Source organism: Shewanella polaris (assembly GCF_006385555.1).
Taxonomy (GTDB): Bacteria; Pseudomonadota; Gammaproteobacteria; order Enterobacterales; family Shewanellaceae; genus Shewanella; species Shewanella polaris.
This window is the reverse complement of record NZ_CP041036.1, coordinates 2,350,991-2,367,199: the sequence shown is the minus strand read 5'-3', so window position 1 is coordinate 2,367,199 and position 16,209 is coordinate 2,350,991. Positions and strand designations below refer to the sequence as shown.

Here is a 16,209-nt window from a genome sequence, read left to right as displayed (position 1 = left end):
TATATGTTAATCGAAATGTTTATTTTTTGTTGTTTCATTGTGTAAACTTGTGTGTCAAAGATATGTGAGTAAATTGCATTTAAAATTACAGGGATATTATTGTGCACATAAACAACACCACTAGATTACAGTTATCATTAATGACTCTTGATGACAGCGCATTATTATTTGAACTAGACCAAGACGAACGGGTAATGCACTTTTTAAATGGTGGCAACAAAACGACTCAACAACAGATAGATACGGTGATGATCCCTCGATTGGCTCAATATTTAAATCCAGATAAAGGCTGGGGATTATGGAAAGTTCATGCACTCAATTGTATTGAAAATGATAAACACGGATTAAGTGGCCAGTATTTAGGTTGGGTGTTAGTTAGACCTATGCATTTTTTTACCGATATACAACAGCATGATCTTGAATTAGGTTGGCGTTTCAAATATGTGAGTTGGGGAAAAGGCTATGCAACAGAAGCCGCTCAAGCGGTGATGGAGGTAGTGAGTGCGATAGATGAAGTCACTCATATTAGTGCACTGGCGGTAGAAGATAACTTAGCATCGATCGCTATTATGAGAAAACTTGGCATGACTTTTCAACATAAAAGTATTCACAAAGATCCACTTGGCGATACCGAAGCGGTGTTTTATCAAAAAGCAGTTTAATGGTTAGTGCATACTCCCTTAAAATATCTGTCGGACAATAAAAAAGAGCAGATAAACTGCTCTCTTTTGTCTCGCGTTAGCGGGGTGATTATTTTTGAGCGTCTAGATAACGTTCGGCATCTAATGCCGCCATACAACCAGTACCTGCAGAAGTAATCGCTTGACGATAATGTTGGTCCATTACGTCTCCACAGGCATAAACACCTTCAATGCTGGTTTGAGTTGCATTACCTTCTAAGCCACTGTTTACTTTTAGATAACCGTGATTCATTTCTAATTGGCCTGCAAAAATACCCGTATTTGGGCTGTGACCAATGGCCACAAATACACCCGCTACTTCAAGATCGCTTACTGAACCATCTTTAGTACTTTTCATCTTAAGACCAGTTACACCCATGTCGTTACCAGTCACTTCTTCAAGTGTTTGGTCAAGATGCAAAATGATATTACCGTTAGCCACTTTGTCCATTAGGCGATTGATCAGAATTTTTTCTGAACGGAAAGTATCGCGACGGTGGATTAAGTGAACTTCAGAAGCTATGTTGCTTAAATAAAGCGCTTCTTCAACAGCGGTATTACCACCGCCAATCACTGCCACTTTTTGGTTACGATAAAAGAAACCATCGCAGGTTGCACAGGCTGACACACCACGGCCCATAAAAGCTTCTTCAGATGGAAGGCCTAAATATTTAGCCGATGCACCAGTAGCAATAATGAGTGCATCACAAGTAAACTCGCCATTATCACCTTTTAAACGGAAAGGGCGTTCAGTTAAGTTCACTTCATTGATGTGATCGAAAATAATTTCTGTATCAAACTTTTCAGCGTGCTTTTGCATCCGTTCCATTAATGCCGGACCGGTTAAGTCTTCAGCATCACCTGGCCAGTTTTCGACTTCAGTTGTTGTGGTTAATTGACCACCTTGCTGCATGCCTGTGATCATTACAGGCTTTAAATTTGCACGTGCAGCATAAACAGCAGCGGTATAGCCGGCAGGGCCAGAACCTAAAATTAGTAGGTTAACGTGACGAGCTTCACTCATGATTTGGTTCTCCAATAACTTGCCTTAAGCAATATAGATGAGATTGTATGGAATTTACATCGGCGGGTAAAGCGAAGTTAAGTGTAGGAAATCGATTGTGGTTATCTATTGTGTAAATAATCCGCTTCAAGCTGAGAGATGTGTTGCATCAACAAGCTTGAAACGGAAATTTGTCATAATAATGATACGGATTAATCCAACTTAGTAAACTAGGTGACAGGTTGGTAAATTATTCTTCTCAAGATAATTTTGATGATATTCCTCAGCAATGTGGAATGTTTGAATCGGTACAATTTCAGTGACAATATGACGTTGCCCCCATTTACCACTGCGTGCTAACGCTAGCTTAGATGTTTCGGCTTGGGCTTTTTGCTGTTTATCATGAAAAAAGATAGTGCTGCGATATTGAGTGCCAATGTCGCCACCCTGCATATTCAACATGGTTGGGTTATGATTTTTCCAAAAAACATCTAATAACTCGTTGTAATCGATAACTTCAGGATCAAATTCAACTTGCACAACTTCGGCATGACCAGTGGTTCCTGTTTTCACTTCTTTATAAGTCAAAGCTGAATCTTTACCGCCCATGTAGCCACATGTAGCGTTTATTACACCGTTAACTTCACGGAAAAAATACTCAACACCCCAAAAACAACCTGCACCAAATGTTGCTAACGCCATGACAAACCCTTAAAACAAATTATAGAAGTCTAGATGGCCGTAATTGTGTTCAATATTTGTTTTTTTTGCAAGTAATGTTTTATTAATAAATAAATCTAACTTATGCCTCCATTAAAAATATTGTCGCTTATGCTAGAATCCGCTGATAAAAATAGGCATGCAAAATTTGTAAGATTAAGTGAAGCGCAACAGTAAGATTAATCATGCCATAAAATAAAGCATTCAAGGAGTTGATAGTGTTATCTAATCCAATTAAAGATAATGATTTTCTAGCTTATACTTTAGCTAATCCAGACAAAATAGACGGCAGTTTCAATTTTATCTTAAGCAATCACACTCGCGTGGATGTGCTTGATACTGGGGTGATTGTGTTCACTCCTAATACCCCATCAACTAAAGACATAGTGTTATCAAGTGCTGTGCACGGCAACGAAACCGCGCCAATAGAAATATGTAATCAATTAATTCATGATCTTTTGAGCGAAAAAATTATCGCTAAACAACGTTGTTTATTTTTAATTGGTAATCCAGCAGCTATTATCAACAAAACTCGTTTTATTGACGAAAACATGAATCGTTTATTTAGCGGCGCGCATTCTAAAGGCGAGGGTTTACGCCATCCAGAGCGTCATCGTGCCAAAGCGTTAGAGCAATACGTGGCAGACTTTTACAATGCCAATAGCGACAATCAACGTATTCATTACGACTTACATACCGCAATACGTGCCTCAAAGCATGAAAAGTTCGCGATTTATCCATACCGCCCAGGTCGTGCTTTCAGTGGCGAGCAAATTATGTTTTTGGCGGCATGTGGCGTTGATACTATGTTGTTTCATCATGAGCCAACGACCACGTTCAGTTATTATTCGTCTGAGCAATTTCAAGCAGATGCTTTCACCGTTGAATTAGGTAAAGTGATGCCATTTGGCCAAAACGATATGAGTCGTTTTATTCAAACTCATACTATGCTTGAAAAGTTAATCACTGAAATCGTGCTAGAAGTACCAGCGTTTGATGCCGCTAGGGTGAACTTATATAAAGTATCGCGCTCTATTAATAAGCACTTTGATGATTTTGAGTTTAGTTTTGCTGGTGATGTAGAAAACTTCAGTGCCTTTAGTCAAGGTGAAGTGTTAGCGACAGAAGGCGGTAATGCCATTACAGTTGAACACCCACAAGAAGCAATCGTATTTCCGAATGCAAATGTGCCTATTGGTCAGCGAACTGTTTTATGTTTAGTACCAGCGTTAAGTGAGAAAATTGAATAGTCGTAAAGCAATATATACATGTTAATCGTGAGTAAAATACGTTTACAGTGAGAGTAAGTATTGATAGGTAGTTTACGTTAACGTAATGTCTACTCGCATAGTATAAATAGAGCCATGTTTATGTTGAACAGGGCTCAACAATAACAAGAGCATAATATGAGCAACGCACCACTGACCAATGAAACAGTGCACCGTGTCAGCTTCTTAGACAAAGCGTCATTGCACATCCCCATTTTGCGTATTTTGCAAGCTGATGGCACCACTTATGAAAATGCGGTTCTACCAGTAATCGATAAGGCTCTGGCCGACAAAATCTTTGATACTTGTGTTTTTACACGAGTATTAGACGAGCGTATGTTGGGTGCGCAGCGTCAAGGACGAATTAGTTTTTACATGACCTGTACTGGTGAAGAAGCCTCAATTATTGGCAGCACAGCAGCGCTTGATAAAGACGACGTCATTTTGGCCCAATATCGTGAGCACGCCTCATTGCGTTATCGTGGTTTTACGACTGAACAATTTATGAATCAAATGTTCAGTAACGAGAAAGATTTAGGTAAAGGTCGTCAAATGCCGATTCATTACGGCAGTCGCGAACTGAATTACCAAACCATTTCATCGCCACTGGCCACTCAAATTCCACAAGCCACAGGTGTTGCCTATGGTATGAAGTTACAAGGCAAACGTAATGTAGCCATTTGTTATTTTGGTGAAGGCGCTGCGTCAGAAGGTGATTTTCATGCCGGTTTAAATATGGCTGCAGTGCTTAAGTCTCCAACCATCTTTTTTTGTCGTAACAATGGTTATGCTATTTCTACTCCTACTGAAGAGCAATATGCCGGAAACGGTATTGCTAGTCGTGGTGTGGGTTATGGGATGCACACTATCCGTGTTGACGGTAATGACATGCTCGCGGTGTTAGCTGCCACACAACAAGCTCGAGCTCATGCACTAGAACATAATGCACCAGTATTAATCGAAGCGATGACTTATCGTTTGGGGGCGCATTCTTCATCAGACGACCCATCGGGATATCGCTCAAAAGAAGAAGAGGCTAAATGGCAACAACACGATCCAGTAAAACGCTTTAAATTGTGGATGGTGAACAAAGATTGGCTGACCGAAGCTGATGAAGCCAAATTATTTGAACGTTATCGCGAAGAGGTTTTAGCCGCGGTAAAAGTGGCTGAAAAGTTACCGATACCGAAACTAGACGAAATTATCGAAGATGTGCTTGATAAGCCGACTCCAGCGTTAAGAAAACAGCTGAAAGAATTGAAAGAACACATTAGTAAGTATCCAAAAGCCTATCCAAAAAGCGCAGGGAGACTCTAACCGTGGCTCAAATGAATATGTTACACGCCATCAATGAGGCGTTATCAATAGCCATGACTGCTGACGAGCGCATGGTGATTTTTGGTGAAGATGTTGGCCACTTTGGTGGTGTATTTCGTGCTACATCAGGCTTGCAAGAGCAGTTCGGTCGTGATCGATGCTTTAATACGCCATTAACTGAACAAGGTATTGCCGGTTTTGCTAATGGTTTAGCATCATATGGCATGACCGCCGTGGCAGAAATTCAATTTGCCGATTATATTTTCCCGGCATTCGATCAAATCGTCAATGAAACAGCAAAATTTCGCTATCGCAGTGGTAATCAATTTGATGTGGGAGGATTAACCTTCCGTACGCCATACGGAGGTGGTATCGCAGGTGGTCATTATCACTCACAATCACCAGAAGCGTATTTTACGCAAACGCCTGGTTTAAAAGTGGTTATTCCGCGCAACCCAGAACAAGCTAAAGGTTTGTTGTTGGCGTCGATTCGCGACCCTAACCCAGTTATTTTCTTTGAACCTAAGCGTTTGTATAGAGCTTCTGTTGGCGAAGTTCCGGCTGGAGACTACATTATCGAGTTAGGCAAAGCACAAGTCATCAAGCAGGGCAGTGATATCACGGTATTGGCTTGGGGCGCGCAAATGGAAGTGGTTGAGAAAGCCTGTGAACGTGCCGAAAAAGAAGGTATTTCATGTGAAATTATTGATTTACGCACCATATCTCCTTGGGATGTCGAGACTATTGCAAAATCCGTGACTAAAACGGGTCGCTTGTTAATAAACCATGAAGCACCATTAACGGGTGGCTTTGCCGGTGAAATTGCGGCTACCATCCAACAAGAATGTTTTCTGTCGTTGGAATCACCCATCAACCGCGTATGTGGATTAGATACTCCGTATCCATTAATTCATGAAAAAGAATACATGCCAGATGAGTTAAAGACCTTCGAAGCCATCAAGGCCACTGTGGCGTATTAGGAATAAGATATGATTAAAGATTTTATTTTACCCGACATCGGCGAAGGTGTTGTTGAGTGTGAATTGGTTGATTGGTTGGTCAGCGAAGGCGACTTTGTTACCGAAGATCAACCCATTGCTGATGTAATGACAGATAAAGCGTTAGTTCAAATACCGGCGCCCCATGCTGGAAAAATTACCAAGCTTTATTACGCGAAAGGCGAGATTGCCATTGTTCATCAGCCATTGTATGCAGTAGAAATGGAAGGTGAAGGTACTGACAGCGTTGCTGAAACGCCAGTAGCAGCCATGACACCGGTTAACGACACATCGGTGCATCATACTGATACTATTGATGTGCCAACGAGCAATAAATCAAACATAGAAGAATTTTTATTGCCAGACATTGGTGAAGGCATTGTTGAATGTGAATTGGTTGATTGGTTAGTTGAAGAAGGCGATATAGTGGTTGAAGACCAGCCTATTGCTGATGTGATGACTGATAAAGCACTCGTGCAAATTCCGGCAATGAAAGCCGGTAAAATTGTTAAATTGCACTACCGTAAAGGCCAGTTGGCAAAAGTGCACTCGCCATTATTTTCTATTGAAGTAGAAGCTCAGAGTCATGATCAAGCTGTTACCGTTGAACTTACCACTCAAGCTCAAACTGCTCAGCCCCAAGAAAACATTGAACCAGTCGCCCAAGGTAAGGCATTAGCCAGTCCTGCAGTACGCCGCATGGCACGAGTGCTCGATATTAATATTGCGATGGTTGTGGGTACTGGAAAAAATGGACGTGTTTACAAAGAGGACATTGAACGCCATCAACAAAATGGAGTTTCAGTATCAACAGCACCAACGGTGACAACCTCAACCGCCATTACGGCGACTGAAGTAACCACTGTTAGTCAATCAAGTGCTGATAGAGTCGAACCAATCAAAGGTGTGAAAGCCATTATGGCAAAAATGATGGTTGAGTCGGTAACGACTATCCCTCATTTTACTTATTGTGAAGAGTTTGATTTAACAGAACTGGTTGCCTTGCGTGAAAGCATGAAACAACGTTATTCAACTGACGAAGTAAAACTCACCATGATGCCATTCTTCATGAAGGCCATGTCGTTAGCCATTACCGAATTCCCAATATTGAACAGCCAACCCAATACCGATTGTACCGAGTTAACGTACAAGTCACGTCATAATATTGGTATGGCAGTCGACTCTAAAGTCGGTTTATTGGTGCCAAATGTTAAAGATGTGCAGAATAAATCAATTTTAGAAATTGCAGCCGATATTACCCGATTGACCGTCGCAGCACGCAGTGGTCGGGTATCGCCAGCTGATTTAAAAGATGGCACTATTTCGATTTCTAATATTGGTGCACTAGGTGGCACGGTGGCAACGCCGATCATTAACAAGCCCGAAGTCGCGATTGTTGCGTTAGGTAAGTTACAAATATTGCCACGTTTTAATGCTAAAGGTGAAGTTGAAGCACGTAAGATCATGCAAGTAAGTTGGTCTGGCGATCATCGAGTGATCGACGGTGGTACGATTGCCCGTTTTTGTAATCTGTGGAAACACTACCTAGAACAACCGCAAGAAATGCTTTTAGCCATGCGTTAATGATGATTAATCTATCTTATCCAAAAGGACGCTAACGCGTCCTTTTGTTTTTAGAATGTTTTTCGTATAATACTCGGACAATGTTATTCGATTGGAACTTGTATGAGTCTGTCGGCACCTAAAATTGAAACTATTGAGTATTCGTTTCCGCCAAAACCTGCCGTGTTGTCTGACGCTGAAAAAGCACAATATAAAGCACGTATTAAACAGTTATTGATTGATCAAAATGCGGTACTTGTTGCCCATTATTATACTGATCCTGAAATTCAAGCGTTAGCTGAAGAGACGGGGGGGTGTGTTTCTGATTCTCTGGAAATGGCACGTTTTGGTCGCGATCACCCTGCAAAGACATTAATTGTCGCGGGGGTCAAGTTTATGGGCGAAACCGCTAAAATATTAAGCCCTGAAAAAACCATTTTAATGCCAACACTTGAAGCAACCTGTTCATTAGATTTAGGTTGTCCGATTGAGCAATTCAATGAATTTTGCGATGCGCATCCAGATCATACTGTTGTGGTATATGCCAATACTTCAGCCGCTGTGAAAGCTCGTGCTGATTGGGTAGTCACTTCAAGTATTGCTTTAGAAATTGTAGAGCATCTCGATAGCCAAGATAAACAAATTATCTGGGCACCTGATCGCCATTTAGGTTCATATATCAACAAACAAACCGGCGCTGACATGTTGTTATGGCAGGGTGAGTGTATTGTACATGATGAATTCCAAGCCAAAGGATTACGAGAGCTTAAAAAACAATATCCTACAGCGGCGATTTTAGTACATCCAGAATCACCCGCGAGTGTTGTTGAACTAGCTGATGTTGTAGGTTCAACCAGTCAGTTAATCAAAGCCGCACATAACATGCCTAACGACACTTTCATTGTCGCTACCGACCGCGGTATTTTTTATAAAATGCAGCAAGAAGCTCCAGGCAAAACGTTACTGTCAGCACCAACTGGCGGGCACGGTGCCACATGCAGTAGCTGTGCACATTGTCCTTGGATGGCCCTGAATGGTTTGCAAGCGATTGAAGCATCATTGGTCAATGCTGATAAAACTCAACATGAAATCTTTGTTGACGAACCACTGCGTATCAAAGCGCTCATTCCACTCACACGTATGCTCGATTTTGCCAAAGAATTAAACATGAAAGTGAAGGGCAACGCATAAACGAATAGCGTTGAGTTTGTATTAAAGATTAAAAAGCCGACTTTATGTCGGCTTTTTTGTTAGCTGTTTGTACATCATGGTAAGACTTTATTATTTTATTAGTCACTATTTAAACAAAACAATAAGTCAGTTTATTTACAGACTAATTACTGAGTTAAGTGTTATTTTTCTATTATTAGAATAAATAAAAAAACCAAGTTATGTAAACTTGGTTTTTTTGTTGATTTACAGATGTGTGTAATCAGTTGGTGGTGACTAAATTTTAAATTGCCCAACTAAAGTATTTAGTTGCTTAGACAGATCGGCAAGGTCTTCACTTGCACTGGCTGTTTGGATTGCTCCTTCAGTAGTCTTAATCACAATGTCGTTGATATTGGTAATGTTTTTATTGATTTCATTTGACACTGCACATTGTTCATTTGCGGCACTAGCAATTTGAATATTCATTTCCGTAATGGTGTTTACCGCTGCGAAAATTTCATCAAGGGCATGGTCTGCATTAGTTGCCTGAGCGACACAGGAGTCGGTTACCTTGCTGCTCTCTTGCATCACTTGGACCGCTTTAGCTGCACCACTTTGCAATTTTTCTATCATAGCTTGAATATCTTGAGTTGAAGCTTGTGTACGACTGGCTAGGGTACGAACCTCATCTGCTACCACGGCAAAACCTCGGCCTTGTTCGCCCGCTCGTGCGGCTTCAATTGCAGCATTCAATGCCAACAAATTAGTTTGGTCCGAAATATTACGAATCACTTCCAGAACACTGTCGATGTCAGAAGTTTGGTTTTGTAAATCTGACACTGCGTCTGTGGCAGTTTTGATTTCAGATGCTAATTGATTAATCTCAGATGATACTGCACTAACGACGAGTTTACCGGCTTCTGTGGCCTCATTCGCTTTTTGAGCTGCATCAGCAGCTTCTGTGGCATTTTGTGCAACATCTTGAACTGTCGCGCTCATTTCATTCATAGCCGTCGCAACTTGCTCTGTCTCTTGTTGTTGCATAACTGCATCTGCTTGAGTCTCAATGGTGATCCCTGTCAACTGCTCAGCTGAGTTATTAAGACGCTTTGTAGCGGACATAACTTGGGTAATTGTGCCATGTACCTTAGTGGCAAATTGATTGAAGGCTTTAGACAGGGCGGCAATTTCATCATTACCGTTAACGGCTAAACGAAGGGTTAAGTCCCCATCGCCTTCGGCAATATTGTTCATTGTATTGGTAGTATTGTTAATTGGAGTGGTAATACTTCTACTAATTCCCCAAGCAATTGTGATCCCCAATATTAATGCTATTACACCCACACCAATCATAGTGAAGGTAACATCGTTAATGGCATTAGCATTGTGTGTGCGGTCTAATGCTATTTCTAGTACACCAAGAGCTTCACCAGAAAAATCTTTAACTTGATGTAAATATACCGCATAAGGTTTTTTGTTTAACACTGTTTGACTGCTCAGTGTTGCACCATTAAATACTTGCTCTAACTGTACATTATTAGAAAAACTATGAGCTTCTGTTGTTGAGCCAAATGCTTCGAACTCACCATTTTTCTTTGTATATAGGGCTATATCAGCATTGTAATCATTTTTAAATTTGTCAAAAAATGTCTGCCCGAAAGACATACCAAATTCAACAGAACCAATATGTTTATTTTGATAACTTACAGGCATAATCCCGCGGATTCCGATACCTGCAACACCATTTTCTAATCCTTTAACGGGTCTTTTGTCTCTATTGGTAACGATGACGGTTTGTCTAAATGACGATAAATCATCACCAAATTTCTCGGGCTTATGAACCCTTAAAAAAGAAATTGCTGGTGGTAAATGGAATTGGAATTGGCGTACAGCATAATCAGTTTTTAATGTTTCAAATAATGGAAGGGTTTTTTCTGCTAACGCTTCTCGATTATGCTCACTGAATAGCTTTTGTATATCGGTATTGCTGGCAATAATGGTCGCCAGTGCTTGAGCAATATTACCCGTAGATTCAATATCAGCGGTAGCTGTCTCGTACAATTTATGTAATTCGCGTTGTTCTGCTCTATCGATATTGGACGAGAATTGGGAAAGAACGAAAGGAATAACGGTACCCATGACCAAAATCAATATGACTGCGATGCCTAATATAATGCGATTGCCGATATTGAGGTTAAATTTATTTACCATATCTCGTACCTTTTAGATATTTAAAAACATGATTTTGTAATAATTAATGTTTTTATGATATGTAATAGTAATAACAAATGTAATAAAATCCGTGTTCAATAGCTCAGATGTATTGATTAATTAAAAAGTAATCCATATTTGTTAGCGATTTATGAATTTGTTCACAATAATTGCATTTTAGTGCGACAAGTAGATATATCGAAAACCGATGAGAACTTTAATGGCGAAAACCTGAATATCTAAGCATTCATCTTACATATACGTATATTCGGTTTTTAAAGAAGTTAACATGCAATTAATTTAATAATAACCAGACACAACAAACGGGATAAAGTTACTTTTCCCACAAGTAACAAAAAGCCCCGCATAAATGCGAGGCCCTTAAGCTACTAGCTCTAAATAAAGTATTATATAATACCTTATAGATTACTTAGCGTTCATTAGTGCAACAGCGTTGTCTAACATGCGGTTACTGAAACCCCATTCGTTGTCATACCAAGACATGACTTTCACTAAACGACCATTAACACGCGTTTGTGTTGCGTCGAAATTAGAAGAGAAGTGATTATGGTTAAAGTCGACAGAGACTAACGGCTCTAAATTAATCGCTAACACTTCAGACATTGGAGATTTTAAAGATGCACGAGTGATGATGGCATTAACTTCTTCAATAGTAGTATCGCGAGACGCTAAGAAAGTTAAGTCAACCAAAGACACATTAATCGTTGGGACACGTACCGCTAAGCCGTCAAACTTCCCTTGAAGCTCAGGAACTACCAAACCTACTGCAGCAGCTGCACCCGTCTTGGTTGGGATCATAGACATTGCTGCTGCGCGAGCACGACGTACATCTGTATGATATACATCAGATAAACGTTGATCATTTGTATAAGAATGAATTGTAGTCATTAAACCCGACTCAATACCAAGCTCATCATTCAACGGCTTAGCAATAGGAGCTAAGCAGTTAGTCGTACACGATGCTGCTGAAATTACGGTCATGTCTGAAGTTAATACATTCTCATTTACACCAAAAACGATCGTAGCATCAACATTTTTACCAGGAGCAGAAATAATAACTTTCTTAGCGCCAGCAGAAAGGTGTGGCTTTACCGCTTCCTTAGAAGTGAATAGACCAGTACATTCAAAAACAACATCAACTTTTAGCTCAGCCCATGGTAATTTTGATGGGTCACGTTCTTGGAACGTTAATATTTTGTCACCATTTACATAGATAGCTTCATCATCGTGATCAACTTTAGCGTTGAAACGACCGTGAACAGTATCATACTTGGTTAAATGGGCATTAATTGCCGCATCACCTAAGTCGTTTACTGCTACGATTTCGATTGGAAGATCTTTATCGCTTTCATAAAGTGCACGTAAAATATTTCTACCGATACGGCCATAGCCGTTAATTGCAACACGGATAGTCATCTCATATCCCTCAAGTTAAAAAATAATTTGGTGGCATGTAGTTCGCCTAGTTGTAAAATTACCAAATTGGCGATAATAATCAAGTTAAATCACCCTAACATGCCAAATTAGGCTGATAATTTTGGAATATTTTTACATTTAGCCTATTTTTTAGATAATTTAGCACGGTTTTGTAAGTTTAAATAAAGTTCTTCAAACTATAATCGCTCACTAAAATCTAAGGCGGTTATTTATTTCAATAATGCTTCACTTTTGCTATTGGCAAATTGTTTACTCATAACAGCGGATACTAATTCAACTGCTTGGCCGTCTAAAACTAATGCGAGTGTCCGATCTCCTCTAATGATAGCCAATAATTTCTTTTCATTAACTTGATTCTCACTTATCAGTAAATTAGCCCTTGTTAACAGGTATTCTTTTTGTCCATCTTGTTGTTGTCGATAAATAGACGCTAAAGCTAAAAACCAATTAGGATCGATTTTTTCCGGCTCTGTTGTTGCTAGCAAATGTAAATAAAGTATTTTGGCATCTTCAGGTGATACTCGCACATAATAAGCTGCTAACTGAGTGATGATTTCGTTATCGATGAGCATACCTTGCTTATAGGTATCTTCTACAATCGCTAATCCGGCTTGGTCATTGAAACGTATCCAACGATAAAAGGCTAAATGCACTTCATTGTTAGTTTTAGTCGACTCTTGTAGCTCTGCAAGTGTTTGTGTGCTTACAGCAAATGCACGTTCTCGATCAAGAGTTCGATAAGTATTCACTTTATGTTGAACCCCAGCAGCAAGTCGAATGCAATCACTATAGGTTTCAAGATAAATAAGCTGTTTATAAAGTTGCTTACCTGTTGGCTTATCTACCTTCTTTAATTGATAACGATGTCGAATCAAATCGCCTTTTTCGAACCGACACCAACTATCTTTGTGCAAATCGGCACAAAGTTCAGGATTATTTTTACAAATGATGTCGCTATTACGGTCATTATCACAGCCAAAAAGGCCAAATATTGCCATAAAAATAGTAAATGATGTAATTAATACAAAATTCCGGCTCAAATTCGACTCCAATAGGTAAATTGTCTAATAAAATTACACATTTACCGAAAATTAGTTACTGGCGAAAAGGCTAATATTTTATTACAATGTCGCCGACCAAGAAGGGGACATCCCTATACAATATACTAAATTATTGGTCTTTTCTTTTTTGTTACTCAAACCTTTCTGAAAAAAATAGAAAAGTGAGATAAAGGATCCCTACATGAGCGCAGATAAACATTTACAAAGCTGGCAAGAACGTTTCGAAATGGCTGAAGCAATGCAACCATTGCTTGGCAAATTGTATCGTAATCAAGGTATAGAAGTTGTGGTGTATGGTAAACCACTGCTTAACGCATCAACCATCGAAATCATTAAGTCACACCGTTTAGTTCGTCGACATGTTGGTGAAAAATTACGTCTTCGTGAAAGTTTCCCATTTGTTGTGGCGCTAAGTAAACTGGCCATTAAACATTGTAAAGTGGATATTGGTAAATTAGCGATTAACTACTGGCGTGATAATAAAGACGCTAGCGGTATTGAAGCTTATATGGCCAAGGAATTGTCTGAAGCAATTAATCATGGCGATGATACTCCAGCCCGTGATGTTGTTCTTTATGGCTTTGGTCGTATCGGTCGCTTATTAGCGCGCTTGTTAATTGAACGTACTGGTAAAAGCAACAAATTACGTTTACGTGCCATTGTATTACGCGGTGGTAAAAAAGGCGATTTAGAAAAACGCGCCAGTTTATTACGCCGTGATTCAGTACATGGTCCCTTTAATGGTTCTGTTGAAGTGGATGAAGAAAACAATGCCATTATTGCCAATGGTACTTATATTCAAATCATTTATTCAAATTCACCAGATGAAGTAGATTACACTCAGTATGATATCAATGATGCGTTAATTGTTGACAATACTGGTATTTGGAAAGATGAAGCAGGTTTAGGTTTACATCTTAAAAGCCCAGGAGCTTCAAAAGTATTATTAACAGCACCTGCTAAAGGCGCCATTAAAAATATCGTATACGGTGTTAACGAAAACGATATTCTGGATGAAGATACTATCGTATCTGCGGCGAGTTGTACTACCAACGCAATTACTCCAGTATTGAAAGCGGTTAACGACAAATATGGTATTGAGAATGGTCACGTTGAAACCATTCATTCCTATACTAATGATCAAAACCTAATTGATAACTATCACAGTGCTGATCGTCGTGGTCGCAGTGCACCATTAAATATGGTCATTACCGAAACAGGTGCCGCTAAAGCTGTTGCTAAGGCATTACCAGTATTAGCCGGTAAGTTAACTGGCAACGCTATTCGCGTTCCTACACCTAACGTTTCTATGGCAATTATTAGTGTTAATTTACAAACTGAAACGAATCGTGATGAGCTAAATGAATACTTAAAAGACGTGGCATTACAGTCCGGATTACAAAATCAAATCGACTTTACGGAGTCAACAGAAATTGTATCTAGTGACCTAGTTGGTTCGCGTTATGCTGGAGTAGTTGATTCACAGGCAACTATTGCCGACGGTAAACGCGCTATTTTATATGTATGGTATGACAATGAATTTGGTTATAGCTGTCAGGTTGTAGGCGTTATGCAAAAAATGCTTGGGTTAACTACATTATCTTTGCCTAACAGTTAATCTGCTCATTCCAGACATGTGAACTTAATGATTCGGTTTATTGTCTAGCTATATACGAAAAGCATCTCTTTTGAGATGCTTTTTTATTGGTTAATGACATAAGTTTAGCTATTCATTTAAGCATCATTTAATTTTTCCTCGTAGTTTGTCGTATACATTTAATCCAAAATTGTTAAAAATGCATCCTAGTGCTTATTTATGCACCAAACAGCTATTTTGTTGTTAAAATCCTGGCTTTATTGATTGACTATCGGGGCTAAATCGGTAGAATTCCATTCCGCAGTCAAGGGAATCCCTTTTCTGCAGATTTAATAAAGCATTAAAACGATTGAAAACGCGACATTAGCTCAGTTGGTAGAGCGATACCTTGCCAAGGTATAGGTCATCGGTTCGAACCCGATATGTCGCTCCAATTTCTTATCTTATCCGATAGACTAGAATTTGGTTAAAGCATGGCGCGATGGCAGAATGGCTATGCTACGGATTGCAAATCCGTCGATCTCGGTTCGACTCCGGGTCGCGCCTCCACAAAATTGCTTTTGATGGTTACATTTAGTAACGGTTAAAACAACACTTTGCCCGAGTGGTGGAATCGGTAGACACAAGGGATTTAAAATCCCTCGCTGAATAAGCGTGCCGGTTCAAGTCCGGCCTCGGGTACCATTATTTATAGTAAGAAATTACATACGTAACTCTTTGTAATGAAGAATGGTATAAAAAAGCCTCAACATTAGTTGGGGTTTTTTTACGTCAGTTTACGTCAGTAATTTGTGAATTCGATTGAAAGATTTTAAATCCCTCGCGCTCTTGTTGAATATCAGGCGTGCAGGCGTAACTCCGGCCTCGGGTACCATTATTTATAGTAAGAAATTACATACGTAACTCTTTGTAATGAAGAATGGTATAAAAAAGCCTCAACATCAGTTGGGGCTTTTTTACGCTTGTAATTTGTGAATTAGATTAAGATTTAACCTTTACCACTCATATAGTATATAAGGCATATCACTTTTTATTATTAAGAGTTATCCAGTATTAAGTAGAATATTATACGTCATTGAATTTTTGAGCTTTATAGGACTGAAAGGGTGCAGATAGGTCGTTGAACTGAACTCATAATAACAGTTGAGTGAAGACAGGCTTGATTGAGAATGAAACATAAC

At 39.5% G+C, this 16,209-nt stretch carries 12 protein-coding genes and 3 tRNA genes; 10 read left to right on the top strand and 5 right to left on the bottom strand.

Annotation, left to right across the window (positions count from 1 at the left end):
* Positions 1-101: 101 nt before the first annotated feature.
* Positions 102-662, top strand: coding sequence for a GNAT family N-acetyltransferase (locus FH971_RS10325; RefSeq protein ID WP_140234241.1), 561 nt, complete (start codon positions 102-104; stop codon positions 660-662).
* A gap of 88 nt (positions 663-750) precedes the next feature.
* Here FH971_RS10325 and trxB read toward each other — a convergent pair whose 3' ends face one another.
* Both trxB and msrA read right to left on the bottom strand, forming a co-directional pair.
* On the bottom strand, positions 751-1,704 hold the full coding sequence (trxB, locus tag FH971_RS10320; protein ID WP_137227062.1) for a thioredoxin-disulfide reductase: 954 nt from the start codon (positions 1,702-1,704) through the stop codon (positions 751-753).
* Between the two features lie 201 nt (positions 1,705-1,905).
* Positions 1,906-2,385, bottom strand: a complete 480-nt coding sequence (gene msrA / locus FH971_RS10315) for a peptide-methionine (S)-S-oxide reductase MsrA (protein ID WP_140234240.1) — start codon at positions 2,383-2,385, stop codon at positions 1,906-1,908.
* Positions 2,386-2,621: 236 nt separating this feature from the next.
* Here msrA and astE point away from each other — a divergent pair, with 236 nt between their 5' ends.
* From astE to nadA, 5 genes are all read left to right on the top strand, one after another.
* Positions 2,622-3,653 (top strand): succinylglutamate desuccinylase, encoded by a 1,032-nt coding sequence (astE, locus tag FH971_RS10310; RefSeq protein ID WP_140234239.1) that lies wholly within the window; start codon positions 2,622-2,624, stop codon positions 3,651-3,653.
* Between the two features lie 156 nt (positions 3,654-3,809).
* Entirely contained in the window at positions 3,810-4,988 is a 1,179-nt protein-coding gene (locus FH971_RS10305; protein ID WP_137227065.1) for a thiamine pyrophosphate-dependent dehydrogenase E1 component subunit alpha, read from the top strand.
* Between the two features lie 2 nt (positions 4,989-4,990).
* Entirely contained in the window at positions 4,991-5,968 is a 978-nt protein-coding gene (locus tag FH971_RS10300) for an alpha-ketoacid dehydrogenase subunit beta (RefSeq protein ID WP_137227066.1), read from the top strand.
* A 9-nt stretch (positions 5,969-5,977) separates the two neighbouring features.
* Positions 5,978-7,570 (top strand): dihydrolipoyllysine-residue acetyltransferase, encoded by a 1,593-nt coding sequence (locus FH971_RS10295; protein WP_140234238.1) that lies wholly within the window; start codon positions 5,978-5,980, stop codon positions 7,568-7,570.
* Positions 7,571-7,672: 102 nt separating this feature from the next.
* Complete coding sequence (gene nadA, locus FH971_RS10290) at positions 7,673-8,740, top strand: quinolinate synthase NadA (RefSeq protein ID WP_140234237.1); 1,068 nt, start codon at positions 7,673-7,675, stop codon at positions 8,738-8,740.
* Between the two features lie 255 nt (positions 8,741-8,995).
* Here nadA and FH971_RS10285 read toward each other — a convergent pair whose 3' ends face one another.
* The 3 genes from FH971_RS10285 to FH971_RS10275 all read right to left on the bottom strand — a co-directional run bounded on the left by FH971_RS10285 (position 8,996) and on the right by FH971_RS10275 (position 13,410).
* Complete coding sequence (locus tag FH971_RS10285) at positions 8,996-10,912, bottom strand: methyl-accepting chemotaxis protein (RefSeq protein WP_140234236.1); 1,917 nt, start codon at positions 10,910-10,912, stop codon at positions 8,996-8,998.
* A 426-nt stretch (positions 10,913-11,338) separates the two neighbouring features.
* Complete coding sequence (gap, locus tag FH971_RS10280) at positions 11,339-12,349, bottom strand: type I glyceraldehyde-3-phosphate dehydrogenase (RefSeq protein ID WP_140234235.1); 1,011 nt, start codon at positions 12,347-12,349, stop codon at positions 11,339-11,341.
* A gap of 230 nt (positions 12,350-12,579) precedes the next feature.
* Entirely contained in the window at positions 12,580-13,410 is an 831-nt protein-coding gene (locus FH971_RS10275) for a DUF2989 domain-containing protein (protein ID WP_140234234.1), read from the bottom strand.
* Between the two features lie 202 nt (positions 13,411-13,612).
* Between FH971_RS10275 and FH971_RS10270 the strand changes: the two genes are divergently transcribed.
* The 4 genes from FH971_RS10270 to FH971_RS10255 all read left to right on the top strand — a co-directional run bounded on the left by FH971_RS10270 (position 13,613) and on the right by FH971_RS10255 (position 15,712).
* Positions 13,613-15,049: a glyceraldehyde-3-phosphate dehydrogenase gene (locus FH971_RS10270; protein ID WP_140234233.1), complete on the top strand. Its 1,437-nt coding sequence runs from the start codon at positions 13,613-13,615 to the stop codon at positions 15,047-15,049.
* Positions 15,050-15,385: 336 nt separating this feature from the next.
* Positions 15,386-15,461, top strand: a tRNA-Gly gene (locus FH971_RS10265).
* Between the two features lie 42 nt (positions 15,462-15,503).
* A tRNA-Cys gene (locus FH971_RS10260) sits at positions 15,504-15,577 on the top strand.
* A 49-nt stretch (positions 15,578-15,626) separates the two neighbouring features.
* Positions 15,627-15,712 (top strand) — tRNA-Leu (locus FH971_RS10255).
* The last annotated feature ends 497 nt before the right edge of the window (positions 15,713-16,209 follow it).